At 36.7% G+C, this 19,856-nt stretch carries 16 protein-coding genes and 4 tRNA genes; 10 read left to right on the top strand and 10 right to left on the bottom strand.

The window, feature by feature from the left end; translation table 11 throughout:
• Window positions 1–15 precede the first annotated feature (15 nt).
• Complete coding sequence (locus tag VXS03_RS06755) at window positions 16–1,893, bottom strand: DUF294 nucleotidyltransferase-like domain-containing protein (RefSeq protein WP_327762770.1); 1,878 nt, start codon at window positions 1,891–1,893, stop codon at window positions 16–18.
• A gap of 464 nt (window positions 1,894–2,357) precedes the next feature.
• On the opposite strand from VXS03_RS06755, the gene VXS03_RS06760 reads away from it, so the two are divergent.
• The 5 genes from VXS03_RS06760 (at window position 2,358) to VXS03_RS06780 (ending at window position 3,942) form a co-directional block, all read left to right on the top strand.
• Window positions 2,358–3,281 (top strand): PfkB family carbohydrate kinase, encoded by a 924-nt coding sequence (locus VXS03_RS06760; protein WP_327762771.1) that lies wholly within the window; start codon window positions 2,358–2,360, stop codon window positions 3,279–3,281.
• A gap of 152 nt (window positions 3,282–3,433) precedes the next feature.
• A tRNA-Cys gene (locus VXS03_RS06765) sits at window positions 3,434–3,507 on the top strand.
• 11 nt (window positions 3,508–3,518) lie between these two features.
• Window positions 3,519–3,594 (top strand) — tRNA-Gly (locus VXS03_RS06770).
• Between the two features lie 66 nt (window positions 3,595–3,660).
• Window positions 3,661–3,747 (top strand) — tRNA-Leu (locus VXS03_RS06775).
• A gap of 108 nt (window positions 3,748–3,855) precedes the next feature.
• Window positions 3,856–3,942: transfer RNA gene (locus VXS03_RS06780), tRNA-Leu, on the top strand.
• Window positions 3,943–4,040: 98 nt separating this feature from the next.
• On the opposite strand, the gene VXS03_RS06785 is transcribed toward VXS03_RS06780, so the two are convergent.
• Together VXS03_RS06785 and VXS03_RS06790 are read right to left on the bottom strand one after the other, a co-directional pair.
• Entirely contained in the window at window positions 4,041–4,220 is a 180-nt protein-coding gene (locus VXS03_RS06785) for a DUF3012 domain-containing protein (RefSeq protein WP_327762773.1), read from the bottom strand.
• Between the two features lie 312 nt (window positions 4,221–4,532).
• The gene (locus tag VXS03_RS06790) at window positions 4,533–5,363 is read right to left on the bottom strand and encodes a DUF3108 domain-containing protein (RefSeq protein ID WP_327762774.1); all 831 of its coding nucleotides are present in this window, start codon (window positions 5,361–5,363) and stop codon (window positions 4,533–4,535) included.
• Window positions 5,364–5,740: 377 nt separating this feature from the next.
• Here VXS03_RS06790 and VXS03_RS06795 point away from each other — a divergent pair, with 377 nt between their 5' ends.
• Entirely contained in the window at window positions 5,741–5,959 is a 219-nt protein-coding gene (locus VXS03_RS06795; protein WP_327762776.1) for a hypothetical protein, read from the top strand.
• Between the two features lie 145 nt (window positions 5,960–6,104).
• On the top strand, window positions 6,105–6,578 hold the full coding sequence (locus VXS03_RS06800; RefSeq protein WP_327762777.1) for a DUF2947 domain-containing protein: 474 nt from the start codon (window positions 6,105–6,107) through the stop codon (window positions 6,576–6,578).
• Window positions 6,579–6,630: 52 nt separating this feature from the next.
• Here VXS03_RS06800 and VXS03_RS06805 read toward each other — a convergent pair whose 3' ends face one another.
• From VXS03_RS06805 to VXS03_RS06815, 3 genes are all read right to left on the bottom strand, one after another.
• Window positions 6,631–7,539: a GGDEF domain-containing protein gene (locus VXS03_RS06805; protein ID WP_327762808.1), complete on the bottom strand. Its 909-nt coding sequence runs from the start codon at window positions 7,537–7,539 to the stop codon at window positions 6,631–6,633.
• Window positions 7,540–7,553: 14 nt separating this feature from the next.
• Window positions 7,554–7,943 carry a hypothetical protein gene (locus tag VXS03_RS06810; protein WP_327762778.1) on the bottom strand — a complete coding sequence of 130 codons (390 nt, stop codon included), beginning with the start codon at window positions 7,941–7,943 and terminating at the stop codon, window positions 7,554–7,556.
• Window positions 7,944–8,120: 177 nt separating this feature from the next.
• Window positions 8,121–8,960 carry a pirin family protein gene (locus VXS03_RS06815; protein ID WP_327762780.1) on the bottom strand — a complete coding sequence of 280 codons (840 nt, stop codon included), beginning with the start codon at window positions 8,958–8,960 and terminating at the stop codon, window positions 8,121–8,123.
• A 282-nt stretch (window positions 8,961–9,242) separates the two neighbouring features.
• On the opposite strand from VXS03_RS06815, the gene VXS03_RS06820 reads away from it, so the two are divergent.
• Together VXS03_RS06820 and ydiJ are read left to right on the top strand one after the other, a co-directional pair.
• Window positions 9,243–10,691, top strand: coding sequence for an NAD-dependent succinate-semialdehyde dehydrogenase (locus VXS03_RS06820; RefSeq protein ID WP_327762781.1), 1,449 nt, complete (start codon window positions 9,243–9,245; stop codon window positions 10,689–10,691).
• A gap of 316 nt (window positions 10,692–11,007) precedes the next feature.
• Window positions 11,008–14,067: a D-2-hydroxyglutarate dehydrogenase YdiJ gene (ydiJ, locus tag VXS03_RS06825; RefSeq protein WP_327762782.1), complete on the top strand. Its 3,060-nt coding sequence runs from the start codon at window positions 11,008–11,010 to the stop codon at window positions 14,065–14,067.
• Between the two features lie 96 nt (window positions 14,068–14,163).
• Here the strand turns inward: ydiJ and aqpZ are convergent, their stop codons facing one another.
• Together aqpZ and VXS03_RS06835 are read right to left on the bottom strand one after the other, a co-directional pair.
• On the bottom strand, window positions 14,164–14,868 hold the full coding sequence (gene aqpZ, locus VXS03_RS06830; RefSeq protein WP_327762809.1) for an aquaporin Z: 705 nt from the start codon (window positions 14,866–14,868) through the stop codon (window positions 14,164–14,166).
• Window positions 14,869–15,354: 486 nt separating this feature from the next.
• Window positions 15,355–16,239 carry a LysR family transcriptional regulator gene (locus tag VXS03_RS06835; RefSeq protein WP_327762783.1) on the bottom strand — a complete coding sequence of 295 codons (885 nt, stop codon included), beginning with the start codon at window positions 16,237–16,239 and terminating at the stop codon, window positions 15,355–15,357.
• Window positions 16,240–16,408: 169 nt separating this feature from the next.
• Between VXS03_RS06835 and VXS03_RS06840 the strand changes: the two genes are divergently transcribed.
• Window positions 16,409–17,095, top strand: coding sequence for a cation transporter (locus VXS03_RS06840; RefSeq protein ID WP_327762784.1), 687 nt, complete (start codon window positions 16,409–16,411; stop codon window positions 17,093–17,095).
• A gap of 55 nt (window positions 17,096–17,150) precedes the next feature.
• On the opposite strand, the gene VXS03_RS06845 is transcribed toward VXS03_RS06840, so the two are convergent.
• On the bottom strand, window positions 17,151–17,630 hold the full coding sequence (locus tag VXS03_RS06845) for a LabA-like NYN domain-containing protein (protein ID WP_327762785.1): 480 nt from the start codon (window positions 17,628–17,630) through the stop codon (window positions 17,151–17,153).
• Between the two features lie 99 nt (window positions 17,631–17,729).
• Window positions 17,730–19,856, bottom strand: a complete 2,127-nt coding sequence (locus VXS03_RS06850; RefSeq protein ID WP_327762786.1) for a type I secretion system permease/ATPase — start codon at window positions 19,854–19,856, stop codon at window positions 17,730–17,732.

Raw genomic sequence — 19,856 nt, forward strand, 5'->3', positions numbered from 1 at the left:
TAACTGCTCTTTTTATTATCTGGCTGATTGATAGCGAAACTTCACAAAGTTTTGCGCTTTACTCAATATCTGAAATGCGTCTTTAAGATTTCTGCGTTCAAAATCAGACATGTTTTCAGGTTCAATACTGTTGTCGGGTTCGATTCCAGCTTCAATATCTAATGCTTGGTGACGAATACGCACTAAAGAAATGTATTCCATTGCATCACGTAAGTCTTGTGCTCGACCTGGTGGTAATATGCCACTATCGATAATGTCATCAAGACGTTCAAGCGAGTTTTGTGAACGAGAACCAACTGCAAGTGCATGTACACGAATTAGGTCAGCTAATGGTGCTGTGCCACGGCGTTTTAGATTGATTGAATTATTATGTCGGCCATCTTTTTCCATAACAAAATCTTTAAAAAATCCCAATGGAGGAGTGCGGTTTAAAGCGTTACGTGCAAGACAGGACAAGAAACGAGAGCTATTTCGTGCTCGACGAACAATGAAGCCATTTAGTTGCTTAGCCCATTTAGTTTTACCCCATACACCACCAAGATCAAAAAATATTGAGCTATTAAGTAATGCAACGGGTTTAGGATTATCAATCCAATCAGCAAAGCAATCTTCCCATTGCTGGCGTGTCTTACGCCATTCTGGATTGGTCGCCATAATATCGCCAGTACAATAGGCATAGCCGCATTCAGCTAACCCATCACAAACAAATTTGGATAGTTGCTCAAAATAAGTATTGTGTTTGTCATAATTGAAGTTGTTATCAAGAATGATAGCGTTATCTTGATCTGTCACAATCAGTTGTTCATCACGCGCCATTGAACCGAGAGCTAGAAAACAATATGGCACGGGTGGTGGGCCGTATTTTTCTTCTGCAAGTTCAAGTAAACGTTGTTTAAAGCTGCGTCCGATTTCAGCCATCGCACTACCAATCATGTGAGAATTAGCATCTTCATTAACCATTCTCACAAAGCAATCTTTTACCTGTGTCGATAGTACGGCGAGCTCTTCCACCGATTGTTGCTGATAAATACTGCTAACGAGTAGTAGGCTATTTTGAGATTCGTAGCGCACAATATCCGAGACACTAATAACACCTACGGGGTGTTTATTTCGCATGACTGGCAAGTGGTGGATGTTAGAGCGCAGCATGGTTAACATGGCTTCAAATACATAAGCATTATGGTCAAGAGTGATAGGCTCTGCTGACATCACGGTTGAGACAGGCTCTGAGGTTGAAACGCCAAGTGCTAATACGCGAGTGCATAAATCACGATCAGTAATAATACCAACGATTAAATCATTATCATCATCATCGTCAGTGATATTTTCATCGCAGATAAGCAGGGCTGATATGCCTTCTTCTGCCATGGCTTGTGCTGCAACTTGAATGGTCGCATTTTGATCGAGGATCACAGCATCACGTGTAAGTAAGGTGCGGACTTTAGATGTGGTTAAATCATTTTCATCATTTTGACGTGATACTGCGTGGCGGAGACGAGAGCCATCATCGACTTCAACAAAGTCAGCAAAACTATCATAATCGTCACAAAGCTTGGTAAAAAGAGTACCCGGTACACAATAGAGAAGAGTGTCTTCTAATGCTTTAGCAGGCATTCTTACGCGATTATTCATCAATAATCCCATTTGCCCAAAAATATCACCTTCATCTAAACGGTTATATAATTCTCCTTTGCGGCGATAAACTTCAACGGCACCACTACGAATAAGAAACAAATCATTAATGCTATCACCGAGATTTAAAATCATGCTGTCTGCGCGGTGGTAAGCGACTTCAATTTCGATTGCTATTTCATTCAACTGTTCTTCTGGCAGCAGATCAAAAGGCGGGTATTGGCTAATAAAGTTAAGTATTTCTATTTGTTCTGCTTCCATATCTCAGTCCATATCAGTAAAAAACAGGAGCAAGGCTCCGCAGATAATAATTAGAGAGCGATAGATCTTATCGAATTCTAAATAGCCTATTACTCCTAGAATTGTAACCTATGCCAGAGTGGAAATCATATATTGTTAGTATTAACGATTACAGCTGTAATTATTAATACTGATATTTATTGTTAGATAAGTTTTAATGATAATTTTTTATTGTCAACAAATACCCTTAATAATTTTGGAGATAAAGTTCATAAATATAAACATTTAATAAGTAGCACAAAATAGTGTCAAAATATTAATAATTAGGGATATTTTGTTATTGTCAAATAAACCCTATTTTAATCTAAAAAAACTGTAAATCTAGAACATTGTAAGGTTTGAGGTAAAACGGAATGTATTACGCTTTTAATGAGCAAATGTTAATCGTGTATTACTATTTATCGTTATCTCTAACAAGGGTAGATATGAAGATTGTTTTTTTTGGAGAGGCATTAGTTGAGCTTAACCATTCACCTCGATACCAAACATATGGCGGTAATGTGGTTAATAGAGCCTTATATTTAGCTAGATTAGGCGGTTCCCGTGCCATTAGTGTTAGTTATGCAACATGTATTGGTATTGAAAAGATATCAATGAGTATGCTGCAATGTTGGCAACGAGAAAATATCGACACGAGTTTAGTCAAATGCCTCGCAACAAAATTTCCTAATTTATGTTTTATTGAAACAGACCGTCATGGTTTGCAGCACTATCATTATTGGAATAAAGATAACGCGATGCGGTATTACTTTTCTTATGGTCCTGCATTATTAAATCGTGCACTGACGAATAGTGACTATGGAGCGATTTATATTAGTGGTAGTAGTATTGCAGCCCTAACTGATGATGATAAAACATTGTTATTAAGCTTACTTGAAATACATAAGAGAGATGGCGGTAAAGTATATTTAGATAACAGTTTTCGCTCTGATCTTTGGTCAACAAGGCAAGCTCAATATTGGTATGAAAAACTATTTTCTTATGCTGATATTGCTTTTGTTGATTTGAACGACGAAATGAGAATTTGGGGAAGTTCACGTTATTTAACTCAGCGCTATATTAAGTGGGGCTGTCGTGAGGTTGTATTTAAACAAGCGAATGGAACAGAATGTACGGTATGTAGCTTAATTATACGTTCGAATGCACGACTACGAGTCGCGAGTATTAAACTGGCAGTGCAATATGGCGATTCGATAGTAGATAATGCTTTTGTTGCTGGTTACCTCGCGGCTCGAATTAATCAACAATCCATTTCACAGTCATTATTATTGGCACAAAAGCTCAGTCATCGAGTGACAACATGTTCTGATGCGATTATTCCTTCAGATTCAATGCGCGATATCATGTGAATAATCGTGCAGTATATGATCGGAATAACTTGTTTTGTATGTAAAATAATCAAACGAACGTAATTTTCAAAAATGCTGTTGACTCATCTACAGTAATCCGTAGAATGCACCCCATACCGCGAGACAACAACATCTCTTCGGTTAGGAAATATGGCGCGTTGGCAGAGTGGCTATGCAGCGGATTGCAAATCCGTGTACCTCGGTTCGACTCCGGGACGCGCCTCCATACTTCCTCTTGCGACACTAGCTCAGCTGGTAGAGCGCAACCTTGCCAAGGTTGAGGTCACGAGTTCGAACCTCGTGTGTCGCTCCAAATTAAAAAATATGGCTTCAGAGCGATATTTACAGATGGTGTCTTACCCATCGCATTAAATTGCGTGCCCTGGTGGTGGAATTGGTAGACACAAGGGATTTAAAATCCCTCGGCGTTCGCGCTGTGCCGGTTCAAGTCCGGCCCGGGGCACCATCTTTTTACTTACTATCCGTAAGTAAAGTAGCAACAACAGAATTAAAAGATATGGCTTTAATTAGTGGTATCTACAGATGGTGTCTTACCCATCGCAAGAAATTGCGTGCCCTGGTGGTGGAATTGGTAGACACAAGGGATTTAAAATCCCTCGGCGTTCGCGCTGTGCCGGTTCAAGTCCGGCCCGGGGCACCATCTTTTAAAAAAGCTTATCATTCGATGAGCTTTTTTTTCGCCTATTGTATTTGCCTTAACTTTCACCATCTTCATAACATACAAAATAGTAAGCTAAGTTATTTCTTATCATCATGGGAACGAAGAATACAGTTTTGGGTGAATTGAACGGCTTCATTCGCACTCCATTCTCCTTTTGCTTTTTCTTTTAGCTGGTTACACCATTTTTCACTGCCAATGGTTGGTGAGCATGCTGATAATAAAAATACCATACTTATCAAAACTATGAGTGTTTTCATGGGACGCCCTTCTTTATGTGGTATTTTACTCTTCATTATTTGGTCATGATTAGAATGAAAGTAATTAGATCATTATACGAGCTATTTAATACTACACTCAGTGGAGAATAACGGCATTATATTTACACCTATATTGTTTAGCGCTAGGAAGGTGAATGAAATTAAATTGCGATATGAGTGATGACTAGATCTGTGCTGCTATTGTGAAAACATTGGGTAAACTTAAGCTTATAAAATTATTGGTGATAAAGTAGTTGCAAAATAAGTTAATTAAACAGCCAAAAAATATATGGCTGCTTAACACTGTTATGCCTACTTTATTAGTGTTGGAGTAGGGCAGATGATTTTTTTACTAACCAATACTGCTTTTAAATCAAGTAATTTACGCTTGTAAGTTGCACGTACAAGCTGGTAGTCAATTGATGGTGCAAACCACAATGAAAGTTTTCGATCATTTTTCTTGATTTGGTCGACTCTAATTGCTTTTAGATTGCCAAAATTAGTCGCAATGGTTTCTTCTCCGATAACTTTAAAATAGTAATGGCTAGTGTCATCACTATTTTGCAATATAAAGTCAAAACTCTTCTTACCTTGCATAATATCTAATCGCATCTGCGCTCCAATCGTATCGCCATCAAGAATTGGCAATAAGCTTTCGCTAAATTGATGTGATTTACCGTCTTCGATTACGGTTGATTTGGTACCGTTATCAGTAAAAGTAGCGGATACTTTACCCGTCATTAATCCCTTTATATGACGTTCAAAAGAATCCGTTACAAAACTATGACGTTGTGGCGACCAATGTAGCTTTGAATGTTGATTTAGCTTTGCTGTGGTGATTAATACATTAACGGTACTCTTAGTATAAATATCTGCTTGAGTACCATTCCATACCAAATTACGTTGATAATTACCGATATCATGACCTTCAAAAAAAACTTTATAATTCAGAGTCTTGTTGCACTGATTGTTTTTGTTTGGTAATGATTGCTTTAAATTATTCTGTACATTTGTAGGAGTATTATTTTTTTGAATTGGCACACTGCCAATAGTAGAAGATGGCACCAATGTGTCTGCGTTAGCATTAATAGTGATACTCAGTAAGCCCACTAAAGAAAAAGTCATAATCGGTAATAAACGCACGAATACTCCTGGAATAATTACAAATAACCGTATTGCTTGATATTAATTATAGTTGCTCAATAGTCTAACAGATGTACTATAAAATTAACGCTGTTAATTATGACCTAATACTGAGATTACTGTATGAATTATTAAGAATTGCAGAAAAAAAATATTATTTAAAAGTTTATGATAATCATATGGTTAAATTAATCCAAACATAGAGCTATTTTAAATATAGATATAACAAACAGTAACATGTTGTTTTTTAAATAATAAAATTTTTAGATTGTAAGTTTGCGATATACCAATTTGATATTGACTATTTGACGTAATCCTCGGAGAAGCCTATTTTTATCTGGTCATTATTTATTGTATTTCACTGAGAGGAGTTAAAGATGAAAAAGATGAACTCGTCATATCGATTACAGATTATTAAGGAAATTGCCCAAAAACGGCAAATGCGGTCCACCGATGATCCGATGGCGAGGCATATATCTGAACTTCTTGAATGTCATCATGATAACCCGATAAAAACATCACCTACTTTTTCAGATAACCACTATGATGATCATATTGGTGGCTGGGTCAGCGACCTATGGGGGCAAAATAAATAAGTGCGCTTGCAATAATGCAAATGAGTACAATTTTGTTGTACCTTTTTATATTGCAAAGAATTGATATAAAAATTATGGGCTAGATACTGGAACAAATATCACCACTGATGTACATTGCGTCGTCTTTATTTTTTTAGGCTGACAAATGAATTATACCGAATTTGATAGTTACGCACGTAAATGGATTTTCACTCATGCTTCAATGCCAGTACCTGAAGCTGACTTAGTACAAATAAAGCCATTTACTCAAGCTCGTTCGGCGCAATTGTGGTGTGAACACGTGAGTAGTCAAAGTCCTGATGCCGATCATTTTGAGAAAGGTGATTGGGCCTTTGATAAAAAAATATGGTCAGATGCAATAGATTGGCAGCGAGCATGGGACAGTGATGAACCTGAGTTACCAGCAGAATTGTTAGCTGATATAAAGTGGGAAGATAACACGACCATTTTTTTCTGTTATGAAAAATATAATATTATCGAAACTAAATGGGGTGTATTTAAACGTAATTGGAAGAATTTTTTGTTTTTTGATGATGGCCCTTTATTACTTGGGCGCAAACAGAAGCAAGCGGTTTGGTTTCAATCAAATGGTACTTTTCAATTAGCGACTCGCCCATAAATTGATATTCATGTTAAGTGCCGTATCTATTATCACAGATACGGCATTTTTATTAAAATGAATTACATTCTACAAGACATCCCTTGCCTGCCATTTTTGCCTGATACATCGCTATATCTGCTTGAGATAAAATATCATCGATGGCCTGTTGCATATTTGGATGCGCATAATAGCACCCAATGCTAGCATTTATAGCTAAATGGTGTTGGTCTATGATTATCGGTTGTTGGAGTATTTTCAGTATGCGCTTGCATGTTTGAATGACATCAGTATGTTCCGTGACTGGATTAATTATTGCGATAAACTCATCTCCAGAAAGACGTGCAATCATATCGCTTTTTTTTACGGCATTACGCAATTTATTTGCTGTAATTTTCAATACCTTATCGCCCATTTGATGGCCATAATTATCATTAATTACTTTAAAACTATCTAAATCAATAAATAATACCGCAAAAATATGATGAGTAATAAGTTGAATTTTGAGTTCATCATTTAAGCGATTGGTTAGTGCTATTCTATTTGGCAGTTCTGTTAATGAGTCATGGTGATTGATATGTACTAAGCGATCTATTTCTTTTATTGTCGTAAGGTCAGTCGCAATAATAGAATATTGTATAAGATTATTTTTATTATCAACTAATTTGTTGATTTTGACATATAATGGAATCTTTTTTTTACTGATCATATTTTGTATATTAAATTCACCTTGCCATTGATGTGAGTTATTGAGTTCATGAGAAAGAGATGCTCTAATTTTTTTATATGTATGAGTGTTAATGAAATTAATTAATGGTTGCTTGATGATATTTTCATAGTTAATGCCGATTAGATGGCAGAATATGGGGTTTACATGAGTGATAATTCCATTATTGTCCAGAAAAATAATGATATCCTGACTATTGTTAAATATATTTAATGTTAATTGTAGTTGATGTATGTCTGCCTGATTTTCTATTATTTTATCTGGTAAATCTACGTTTTTATCATTTTTTCATTCGTAATGTTATTAACTAATACTTGATGGTTTTTTAAAAAACGACCAGCATCATTACCGTGAATGCTTTTGTTGTTAAATATATCACTTTGTTTATTGGTTTCATTTTTTAATTGTTGTAATGGTTTAATAAACCATTTATTGATGCGATTTAAAATATAGATAAAAACAAATGTAAAAGTACAAAGCAATAAAATATTTAGTTTTATATAATGCTTATGAATAACATTTAAAGTATCTGTATTAAAGAAGTTTAACTTTATAAGTAATTGAAAAACAATGTAAATTGAAACGAAAAAAAGGATCAATTGAAATGATATTTTTATATATATTGAGTAGTTTGAAGAAAACCTTTTGAAGGCCTGCATAAAAAATACCTTGTAACATTAACTATGATACTGAAATAACAACACTAGCCATGCTGTTTATTACACATTAATGCATTATTTTTAGTATAGGAATAATTTTGAATAATATCATGCTATGAACTTAATTGTGTATATTGAACTTATAAGATTTTTTTATTGATATATCATCTGGTCTAACTATTCCTCTTTGTTATTAATAGTTGATATTAGTTTTTTTAATAACATATTACTTATGTCCATGTTATTTTTACTAGAATGAACTGAATGTTGATTGGTTATTAATGGTTGTTTTAATGGTACAGCACAAGCAATGAAAAAACGTGAGCTTTGATCTGTTGTAGTAACTATTATAGGTGCAGGTGATGATTCAAAAAAACCTATTTGAAATGGCATTAATTTATTATTTGCACTATAAGATATACCTGATTTTAAATAAATAAAGCAGGATTGATAATCTTTGGGTGGGGTAAAGCACCATGTACTATAGGAGGCCATAATAATGTCGAGCAATATAAGTTCACAATGGCTTTTAATTGGACTGGTGTGTTGCTGGTAATGCCCGATCAATACTTTTGTTGTTGAATGGTTATCTTCAACGAGGGGAAGGTAGTGTTTATTAAATAGTTGGCTTTTGGGATGACACATTTCATGATTATTTGTTTCAGGTAACGCCGTCCATAATTGAAATGTCTCTGTTGTCGATTGTTGAGGTAATGTAGTTGATTTATGAATAATACCTTGGCCACTCGTCATCATGTGAACATCACCACTTTTAACTACATGATGTTGTTGTGTTGAATCATGGTGCAAAATAGTACCTGTAATGGGATAACTGATAGCTTCTATGCCTGAATGGCCATGAAAACTTAAACTATGACTTGAGGGGTTCTTTGATGTGGTATGTTCCCATAAAACAAATGGATTTGTGGTAGGGAAATGTTGTTCATGGATGAAAGAAGTTGTAAACCCCTTTTTTATGCCATGACGAATATGGGTCAGTTGTCTGCTTTTTTGCATAAGATATTTCTATCCACTTTAAAATAAAAGTAAAGCTATCGTTCATTTTTTAATATCTATGTTATTTAAAGCTTAGTCGTGATAATAATTATTTGCTGATGAATGGCATGATATTTTTAATTTTATTTTTAACGATTATGCATTATTGAATACATACCTAAGCTGTTATCTTGCTAAGGTTGTAATATAATAATGTAATCAGTTACTTATTTATTTCAATGTACACTTTTGGCTAACATTTTTTGTCACTTTTGCATTGAAAAAATAAACAAAGGTATCGTAATGACATTATCTTTAGGTGGTTTGTTTAAGCAACAGGCGTTTATTAATGGTGAATGGGTAAACGCATATTCAGGAAAACATACAGTTATTAATAATCCTGCAACAGGAAAAGTGATTGGAAATGTTCCTTTAATGGGGGTTGAAGAAACACGTGTAGCAATAGATAGTGCAGATAGTGCTTATCGACGATGGTCAAAAACAACAGCGAAATATAAGGCTACTGTTTTACGACAATGGTATGAACTTATTATGGATCATTCAGTTGAACTAGCGACTATTTTGACCTTAGAGCAAGGTAAACCATTAAATGAAGCTAAAGGTGAAATAGCCTATGCAGCAAGTTTTATTGAGTGGTATGCCGAAGAAGCTAAGCGCATGAATGGTGAAATCATTCCAAGCCACAAAGCAGATGCAAGAATTTTGGTTTCACGCCAACCTGTTGGTGTTGTCGCTGCTATTACGCCATGGAATTTCCCCGCGGCAATGATCACGCGTAAATGTGGCCCTGCTTTTGCCGCAGGTTGTGCTGTAGTATTGAAACCTGCCCCTGATACACCTTTTACGGCATTAGCATTTGCAGCATTAGCGCAAGAAGCGGGTATTCCTGATGGTTTATTCAGTGTTGTAACGGGTGATGCCGTTAAGATTGGCGCTGAATTAACCGGTAATAAAAAAGTTAAAAAGATCTCTTTCACGGGTTCTACGGCGATAGGTAAGCTGTTGATGGCACAAGCTGCTGCAAGTGTAAAAAAAGTATCATTAGAATTAGGTGGCAATGCGCCATTTATTATTTTTGATGATGCAGATATTGATCGTGCAATAGAAGGGGTAATGGTTGCTAAATTTCGTAATGCTGGACAAACCTGTGTCTGCGCTAATCGTATCTATGTCCATAACAGTATTTATGAACAATTTATTGATCGTCTACGTCAGCAAGTTGCGTTATTGAAGGTTGGTAACGGGCTGGATGAAGGTGTAACTATGGGACCTTTGATTAATCGAGCCGCCGTAGATAAAGTTGAACGTCACATTCATGATGCGATGTTAAAGGGGGCGCATTTAGTGCTTGGTAGTCAACATGTATCAAATGATTGCTTTATTGCACCGACGATTATTCGTGATGTTAGAGATGACATGCTTGTTGCAACAGAAGAAACATTTGGACCATTAGCGGCTATTTTTAGCTTTGATGACGATCAAGATGTGATTGATCGTGCCAATAATACTGATTCAGGCTTGGCTGCTTATATTTATACGCAATCATTGTCGCGCGCATTTAATGTGAGTGAAGCATTAGAATATGGCATGGTTGGTGTGAATGAAGGTCTTATTTCTACAGAATTGGCCCCTTTTGGTGGCGTTAAAGAGTCTGGATTAGGGCGTGAAGGTGCACATCAAGGGTTAGAAGAATACACTGAAATGAAATATACGTTGATGGGTGGCATTTAAAGATCTTTGTACATAGAGTCCTATTAAAATAAAGCTCTATTATTAGGGCTTTATTTAATTAACTCGTAGTATAAGTAATAGACACGTTATAAATTGAGACTTATTTAGTGCTAGTTATCATTAAACACAGTAGCTTTATTGGCGGATGATATAGCCGATGGACTTATAAATTGTTTTGTTTAGTTTCTAGGTAGAGTAAAGTGAAATTATACATTTAACGTATTGTTAAAGTGACTAATAATGAATAGTAAATCCAGTGCTATTGGATATGGCAACGCATGAATGCGTAATCACTGGAAAAGGGAGAGTAAAAAATATGTTACCTGCATTAACCTATCAAAGTAGTATTGATAATAGCGTACTATCATATTTAACCGCATTATTCGATGCTGGTTTTCAAGGTGATATTGAACAAAGTTATGCTAGCCGGTTAGCGGTTGCAACTGATAATAGTGTCTATCAACAGTTACCTCAAGCTGTGGTATTACCTCGTAATATTGATGATCTTATTCTTATTGGGAAAGTTGGTTGTCATGATGACTATCAGAGTGTGACATTTTCTCCTCGCGGTGGCGGTACGGGTACAAATGGGCAATCATTAACATTAGGAATTGTGGTTGATCTTTCTCGCTATTTAAATCAAATATTAGAGCTTAATATTGCTGAAGGTTGGGTACGTGTTCAAAGTGGTGTAATTAAAGATCAACTCAATGATGCTTTACGGCCACATGGCTATTTCTTCTCTCCCGATCTTTCAACCAGTAATCGTGCCACAATTGGGGGAATGATTAATACCGATGCGTCTGGGCAGGGCTCGTTGAAATACGGTAAAACCTCTGATCATGTTTTGGCATTGACCGCAGTACTTGTTGATGGCTCTGTTCTCAGTACTGAACCATTTAATAGCGAACAAATACAGGCTCTAGATGATGCTGAAATGGCTAATAACGCCATTAAAATAACGTCTCAAATTTGTCGGAATAAACGTCAACAAATAGTCGATAAATTTCCACAACTAAATCGATTTCTTACCGGTTATGATTTAAAAAATGTATACGATGAAAAAATTAAACAATTTGATATTGCACGTTTATTATGTGGAGCTGAAGGCTCTTTAGCTTTTATAGCGGAAGCAAAGTTAAATATTACGCCGATTCCACAGTCCCGTACTTTGGTGAATATTAAATATGATAGTTTTGATTCGGCATTACGTAATGCCCCTATGATGGTAGATGCTCTTGCATTATCAGTTGAAACCATTGATTCCAAAGTTTTGAATTTAGCGAAACAAGATATCGTTTGGAATACAGTTGAAAACTTATTAACTGATGTCGTAGGGAAAACCATGTTAGGTATTAATATGGTGGAATATGCTAGTAATGATATTACAGAAAATCAGCAACACGTTGCGGCATTATGCCAACAGCTTGATCAATTAATTGCCAAGCAACAAGCGGGTATTATTGGTTATCAAGTGTGTGATGATTTAGCCAGTATTCAAAAAATGTATACCATGAGAAAAAAAGCCGTGGGTCTATTAGGTGCTGCAAAAGGCACTAAAAAGCCGATAGCATTTGCTGAGGATACTTGTGTACCGCCTGAAAACTTAGCCGATTTTATTGCTGAGTTTAGACAGTTATTGGATGGGAAAGGGCTTAATTACGGCATGTTTGGTCATGTTGATGCTGGGGTCTTACATGTACGTCCAGCATTAGATATGTGCGATCCTCAACAAGAATTGTTAATGAAAGAAGTATCAGATCAGGTGGTTACATTGGTCGCTAAATATGGTGGTCTAATGTGGGGTGAACACGGTAAAGGATTCCGTTCTGAATATGGTGCTGCTTTTTTTGGTGAAGAACTATTTACCGAGTTACGTCGAATTAAGGCGGCGTTTGATCCTCATAATCGTATGAATCCAGGAAAAATTTGTACTCCGCTGGGTAATAACAGTGAATTAGTGAAAGTTGATAGTGTGAAACGGGGTTTTTATGATCGTCAAATAGCGGTCACTACACGAGATAGCTTTAAGCAAGCCATGGAATGTAACGGTAATGGTTTGTGTTTTAACTATGACACTAGTTCACCAATGTGTCCTTCAATGAAGATTTCTGCTGATCGTCGCCATTCGCCGAAAGGACGTGCGGGCTTAGTTCGTGAATGGCTAAGGCAATTAGCTGAGCAGGGAATTAATGCCGACGAGTTAGAACAACAGTTGTTAACAACATCTCCAACAATAAAACAAATTATAGAACGCTTGAAAAATACCTATGGTTCAGATCGCCACCACTATGACTTTTCCCATGAAGTCATGGAAGCGATGAATGGTTGTTTAGCGTGTAAAGCGTGTGCTAGTCAATGTCCGATTAAAGTTGATGTGCCGAGCTTTCGCTCACGATTTATGAATATCTATTACAGCCGTTATCAACGTCCGGTAAAAGATTATTTAGTGGCGTATGTTGAAAATATTTTACCACTAATGGCGAAAGCCCCTGTCATCGTAAACAGTGCAATCAGACCACAATGGTCGAAAAAGTTAACCTTAAAGACAATTGGCTACGTTGATATGCCTTTATTGTCAGTGCCAACTTTAGCTGAAAGTTTAAGTGGTCATCATGTGTTATGTTTTGACATGTTATGGCTACAAGCTTTATCAGATCATGAGCGAAAAAATTACGTTCTGGTTGTTCAAGATCCTTTCACTAGCTTTTATGATGCGCAAGTTGTGCGTGATTTTATTCATTTAATTGAAAAATTAGGTAAAAAGCCGATTTTACTGCCATTTAAACCCAATGGAAAAGCGCAACATGTAAAAGGGTTCTTAAAAGCGTTTGCGAAAACAGCGACATCAACGGCCGATTTTTTAAATCAATTAGCAGTCTTGGATATTCCAATGGTGGGGGTCGACCCTGCTTTAGTGTTGTGTTATCGCGATGAATATACTGAAGTGCTACAACAAGGTCGAGGTAAATTTACAGTTTTAACCGTCCATGAATGGCTATTGCCATTATTACAGCAAGTACCTCAAAGGCCAGTATTAAATGAAAAACCGTGGTATCTGTTTGCCCATTGTACGGAAAAAACGAAACTGCCTAATGCGGAAAAGCAGTGGGGGGCTATTTTCACACATTTTGGTGCTGTCATGGAATCGGTGCCGGTGGGGTGCTGTGGAATGGCTGGTACTTTTGGTCATGAAAGCGATAAATTAGAAGCGTCAAAGAGCGTGTTCAATTTAAGCTGGAAAGAGAAGATTGACCAGTATGATGTCACTCACTGTATGGCAACAGGATATTCATGCCGCAGCCAAGTTAAGCGATTAGAACATATTCAATTTAAACATCCAGTACAAGTATTGTTACAGTTGGTTGATCTCTAAATTTGAAGCTGATTAGCACCGTATAAATTATAAGCAATAAAAAAAGCGAGCTAATGATTAGCTCGCTTTTTTATATTCAATATTTGTCTTAATAACTTAGCTTACTGAACGGTATTCGTTATCAGGACATAACCAACGGTATACAACACCCGCAATTGCAGCACCAATAAGAGGAGCTACCCAGAACATCCATAGCTGTGATGTTGCCCAATCACCAACAAATAATGCAGGACCAGTACTACGAGCAGGGTTAACTGAAGTATTGGTTACTGGAATACTGATTAAGTGAATCAGCGTTAGTGCAAGACCAATTGCAAGGCCAGCCATTTGTGGTGAAGCAAGCTTATGTGTAGCACCTAAGATTACGAATAGGAACATGAATGTCATTACTACTTCAGTAACAAATGCTGATAGCAAAGAGTAATGGCCAGGAGAATGGGCACCGTAACCGTTAGAAGCAAAACCATTGGCAAGATCAAAACCTGCTTGACCGCTTGCAATAATATAAAGTACACCAGCGCCAGCGATGCCGCCAAGTACTTGTGATGCGATGTAAGGAACAACCTCACCAGTAGGGAAACGACCGCCAGCCCATAGACCAACTGTAACTGCTGGATTTAAATGACAACCAGAGATATGACCAATCGCGTATGCCATTGTTACAACGGTTAAACCAAATGCTAGCGCAACACCTAGAAATCCAATACCTAAATCTGGGTATGCTGCAGCTAATACAGCACTACCACAGCCACCGAGTACTAGCCAGCCGGTGCCAATGAATTCAGCAACTAATTTTCTCATCATAAAGCTTATTTCCTTTTAAATTACGATTAAGGGTACGTTAGAAAAGATAAACAACGAATGATATAACTTTCTTCTTTACTCTTGTAACGGCTGCACGCTTACACCAAACCCGTCACTGCTATTGTTACGTTATTACAAATATGTTAGGTCGTCTTTAATCGTTATCGGTATCATTAATGATACAGGTATTAGACGACTTCATTTGCGGCGCACATATTGAATTAAAAACGCTGTGCAATCTAGACCGTGGTTGAAAATTTAACTATAAATTATTTTATTAAAGAATAATTTATTCTCATAGGTACTGAGTGTTCGTTGAATATTTATTTATAGATGGGAATAAGTTTAGCAATAAACCGCCGTTTGTCAGGTATGTTTACCATTATTTTAGATATTACACCTAAAATGTGAGTACTTTATAAATCAATACTTAGACTGTATTTATGTGATTAATTTTGCTGCTATAAATGTGAATATTCAAAATTAGTCGCTTTCATCGAATAAATAGGTTTCTAATTGTTCTGATAACCATTTTACAACTGTTCCACGTCGTGACTCATTTTCAACAACTTCGCCATATGATTGCCAATTCATCGCGCGATTATATTTAATCACCTTAAGTGTACCTTCGCGTAAATGTTGTTTAATGAGTATTGCGGGTAAAGATGACCAACCCGTTTGATCGAGCACGGCATCGCGCAGATGCTCATAAAAAGATAAAGCGATATATTTCCCAGCCTTAGGTGTCACGATACGTAAACTTTCTTCATCAAAATAAGCGACTGCAATTTCAGTGTAGCGTTCTAGATCTGCATCATTTACTTTTCGAAGCTGGCTAAGAGGGTGGTCCTTATGAGCCACAGACATCATGCGTATTTGGCCAAGGTCTGTTTGTTGTAAGCGTGAAAAAAGATGTGTATTAGGTAATAAACCATAAGCGACATCAACAAGATTTTGCGCGACCATTTCTTCTAATTCTTGGGTTGGAGCACTATAAATTGAAACGCTTGTTTGTGGAAATTGAGTTCGAATCTGACGTAATAATTGACGCCATAATGATTCTGGTAATGAATCATCACGTGCAATTCGAATGCTGGCTTCTACACCTACATTGTATTGCTCACAACGTGTATGAATATCTCTGGCGATTAAGATGATACGTTCAAAGTCATTGACAGTTGCTTCGCCAATAACGGTAGGTGTAATTCGATTACCACTGCGATTTAACAATTCAACGCCTAAGCTATCTTCTAATGAGCTTAAAGCTGCACTGACTGTGGTTCGACTTTTTCCATGACGACGAGCAGCTTCGGCAATTGAGCCTGTCTTTATCGTTGATAAAAACATTTCGATTTGAGCTATTTTCATTGATGGCACCAATGCATTAAAAGTTGAGATATAGATAAGTATAATAATGCTTATCAGCGACGATAAAATTGACGCTCAGTGATTATAGTATTAATAGAAGTGGTTGTATTATCTTATTAGTTTCACAATTAAACAAAAAACGACGAAAAATTTGTCGATTGAGGTATGTATGTCTAGTTCAATGCAACAAGAGCGCGGTTTACTCCTGTTGTCTACCGTGTCATCGTTTACTTTTGCTATTTTAGGGATTGTACTTGGGTCACTAGTTGGTTCTTTAGTGATTATTTTTGATGGTGCATATTCTTTAGTAAGCTTGGCGTTAACCATGTTGTCTCTGGGTGCTGCGCATTATCTTCATAAACCTGAAATAAATAAAGATAGTTCGCAAGTCGCAATGATAGCACCTGCTGTTATTGCAATTAAAGGCTCAGTAATTGCTTTAATGTGTATGTGGTCTTTTTATTCAGCTGTAGAAGCTATTTTGGCTGGTGGGCGTGATATTAATGCGGGTGTAGCTTTAGCTTTTGGTATGATCAGTGTTGTGGGTTGTTATGGCACATATCGTTATATCAAAATCAAAAGTAAAAATATTGCGTCAGCATTAGCAGATGCAGAAGCGAAACAGTGGGTCATGGATACCGTGATCAGTGCTGCGGTATTAATGGGCTTTGTAGTCGCAAAAATTCTAATGATGACTCAATATGCACATTTAGCTGTTTATGCGGATCCAACAATGGTGATTTTAGCATCTATCTATTTCATTATTGTTCCTGTAAAAATGGTACGTCAAGCAACTGGCGAACTCATGGATATATATAGTCATCCAGATCTTGTTCATGCGCAGCATATAAAATAAAATTTGATTAAAGAATGAAAGAAAGGCCAACATAATTGTTGGCCTTTTTTATATATTAACGTCCGAGTAATAAGGTGTTTTCAATTTCTCGATAATATTGTGCAGTATTAATTAATGAGGTCGCGGTTAAACCAGGAACACCATATATTTCTACAGTGGTATTATATTTAGTTTGTACTTTATCAACCAATAAATCGAAATCACCATCACCTGATAATAAAATAATACGATCAGCATCAGCTGCATGTTCTAATACATCGATAGTGATTCCAACATCCCAGTCACCTTTTGCTGAGCCATCACTGCGTTGAATAAAGGGTTTCAATTTAACGTCAAAACCAATTCCTCGTAGGATATTTTGAAATTGGCGCTGTTTTTCATCACCTTTATGGATGGCATAAGCATAAGCTGCAATAATTTCACGGCCTTGTGATACTTCTGCCCAAAAAGCATTGTAATCGAAATTACAGTGGTACTTTTCTTTGACGGTGTAATAGATGTTTTGGACATCGACAAAAATAGCAACTTTTTCCACGAGAATCCTAAATAGTTTAAATAACTAGTTTGTTATGTTGGACAAACTGGCTATACATTACAACTATTATTAATTAAATAATTATACGTATGACTATCATCACTCTTTATTGGTTGATGATTGATTGATATTACCATTACGTAATGTTTGCAATACTTGTTCTTTAGGTCCATCAGCCACAATATGGCCATGCTCCATTACGATTAATCGATCAACCACATCAAGCATACCTGTTTTATGAGTGATAAGAATCAACGTCTCATCTTGCTTCATTTGACGTAGCTGCTGCTTAATATACATTTCTGAGCGGTTATCCATACTGCTTGTTGGTTCATCCATAATCAGTACAGGAGGTTGACTAAGAAATGCACGTGCAATCGCAATAGCTTGACGTTGACCGCCTGAAAGTGCGTGACCACCTTCGCCAACCTGTTTTTCTAAACCTGCAGCATCGTGTTGAGTGAATGCAGTGACTCCTGCACGCTCTGCCGCAAATAGAATCTCTTTATCTGTTGCTAACGGGCGTCCAAGGACAATATTATCGCGAATTGAACCAAAAAATAGGGTTATATCTTGTGGAACACAACCAATATTACGTCGTATATCAATATGATGTAATTGGTTTATATCAGTATCATCAACACGAACAGAGCCTTGTTGTGGTTGATATAATCCCATTAATATACGCTCTAGACTGGTTTTTCCTGAACCAATTCTACCTATAATGGCTACTTTTTCACCAGGGGTAATCGTGAAACTAATATTTTTTAATGCTGCTTGGGTCGCATTTGGATAGCTAAATGTGACATTATCAAATTCTATTTTTCCACGAATAATTGGGCGGTGAATATAACGTTTACCTTCTTCTTGCTCGAGGGGCATTGCCATTAATTGTTCAATAATAGTCATTGCTGATTTAGCTTGATTATAGCGGGTAGATAGTAATGCAAGCTGTACCATTGGACCAACAGCACGACCACTTAACATGGTTGAAGCTATTAGTCCGCCCATGGTTAAATCACCATTAGCAATTAAATAGACGCCAACAACAATCATTGCAACTGAAACAAATTGTTGTAAGAACCCTGCCGTATTTTGGACAGAATCTGTTAGGCGGCGAGATTTTAGCCCCCAGTTTGAAATGTGAGTAACGGCTTCTTCCCAACGGTATTGAAATTGGCTCTGTGCGCCAAACATTTTTATAGTTTCTAAACCAGATAAACTTTCAATTAAATTAGCGTGTTTTTGAGATGCTAAACGAGATCCTTCTTCAATGGTGTGGCGAAGTGGACGTTGAATAAGGTAGCTATAGATGACCAGAATTAATACTGCAATAAGTGGTACTAACGCTAATGGTCCAGCCATAACATAGATTATAAGTAAGAACAGTAGTGCAAACGGTAGGTCGATTAATGATGAAACCGTTGCCGAGGTGAAAAATTCACGAATTGATTCAAATTCTTGTAAATGACGAGCAAAAGCACCTACAGAAGGTGGTTTTGCTTCCATTCTGATGCCCATTACTTTGCTATATATTTTAGCTGAAATTAAAAGGTCTGATTTTTTACCTGCTAAATCAATAAAATAACTTCTTAATATTTTTAGAATAAAATCAAAAATAAAAATAATGGTAATACCGACTGCAAGTACCCACAGAGAATCAAAGGCAAGATTTGGAACAATTTTATCATACACTAAACGAGTAAATAACGGCGCGGCAATGGCAAACATATTGATTAAAATTGATGCTATAAAAACATCGCGATAAATACTGCGAGACTCCCACAAGGTGCTCCAAAACCAATGGCCTTGACGTGTTTTTAGAATCTCGGGTGAGCGTTCATCGTAACGAAAACGTTTTTTTATTAAGAATAAATGGCCACTGTATTGTGCATTTAATTCATCAATATTAAGCCATTGTTCTGAGCCGTCATTTTGTGGTAGTACAACTTCAGCTTCGCCTTTTTCTTGATCAATGCTAAGGATGACGCAAGCATCTCCACCTTTTAATAGGGCAATGATAGGAAAGAGTAATGGTGATAATTGGGTCAGCTCCAATTGTGTTTGCTTTGCTTGTAGCCCTGCTTTTTCTGCTGCACGCGGTAATAAAAACGGAGTCAGTAAACCGTCGGTGAGAGGGAGATCTGCAATTAATGCGTCAGGTGAATTTGCTTGCCCGTAGAAACGGCTAATATAAACAAGTGATTGAAGTAATGGATCTTTCAT

Origin of the sequence: Photobacterium sp. S4TG1 (assembly GCF_036040035.1) — a bacterium.
Classification (GTDB): Bacteria; Pseudomonadota; Gammaproteobacteria; order Enterobacterales; family Vibrionaceae; genus Photobacterium.

Excerpts from the sequence above, each read along its gene's own strand:
- VXS03_RS06755 (WP_327762770.1), bottom strand. The coding sequence starts at position 1,893 with ATGGAAGCAGAACAAATAGAAATACTTAACTTTATTAGCCAATACCCG.
- VXS03_RS06760 (WP_327762771.1), top strand. The coding sequence starts at position 2,358 with ATGAAGATTGTTTTTTTTGGAGAGGCATTAGTTGAGCTTAACCATTCA.
- VXS03_RS06785 (WP_327762773.1), bottom strand. The coding sequence starts at position 4,220 with ATGAAAACACTCATAGTTTTGATAAGTATGGTATTTTTATTATCAGCA.
- VXS03_RS06795 (WP_327762776.1), top strand. The coding sequence starts at position 5,741 with ATGAAAAAGATGAACTCGTCATATCGATTACAGATTATTAAGGAAATT.
- VXS03_RS06800 (WP_327762777.1), top strand. The coding sequence starts at position 6,105 with ATGAATTATACCGAATTTGATAGTTACGCACGTAAATGGATTTTCACT.
- VXS03_RS06810 (WP_327762778.1), bottom strand. The coding sequence starts at position 7,943 with ATGCAGGCCTTCAAAAGGTTTTCTTCAAACTACTCAATATATATAAAA.
- VXS03_RS06815 (WP_327762780.1), bottom strand. The coding sequence starts at position 8,960 with ATGCAAAAAAGCAGACAACTGACCCATATTCGTCATGGCATAAAAAAG.
- VXS03_RS06820 (WP_327762781.1), top strand. The coding sequence starts at position 9,243 with ATGACATTATCTTTAGGTGGTTTGTTTAAGCAACAGGCGTTTATTAAT.
- ydiJ (WP_327762782.1), top strand. The coding sequence starts at position 11,008 with ATGTTACCTGCATTAACCTATCAAAGTAGTATTGATAATAGCGTACTA.
- aqpZ (WP_327762809.1), bottom strand. The coding sequence starts at position 14,868 with ATGAGAAAATTAGTTGCTGAATTCATTGGCACCGGCTGGCTAGTACTC.
- VXS03_RS06835 (WP_327762783.1), bottom strand. The coding sequence starts at position 16,239 with ATGAAAATAGCTCAAATCGAAATGTTTTTATCAACGATAAAGACAGGC.
- VXS03_RS06840 (WP_327762784.1), top strand. The coding sequence starts at position 16,409 with ATGTCTAGTTCAATGCAACAAGAGCGCGGTTTACTCCTGTTGTCTACC.
- VXS03_RS06850 (WP_327762786.1), bottom strand. The coding sequence starts at position 19,856 with ATGAAAGATCCATTACTTCAATCACTTGTTTATATTAGCCGTTTCTAC.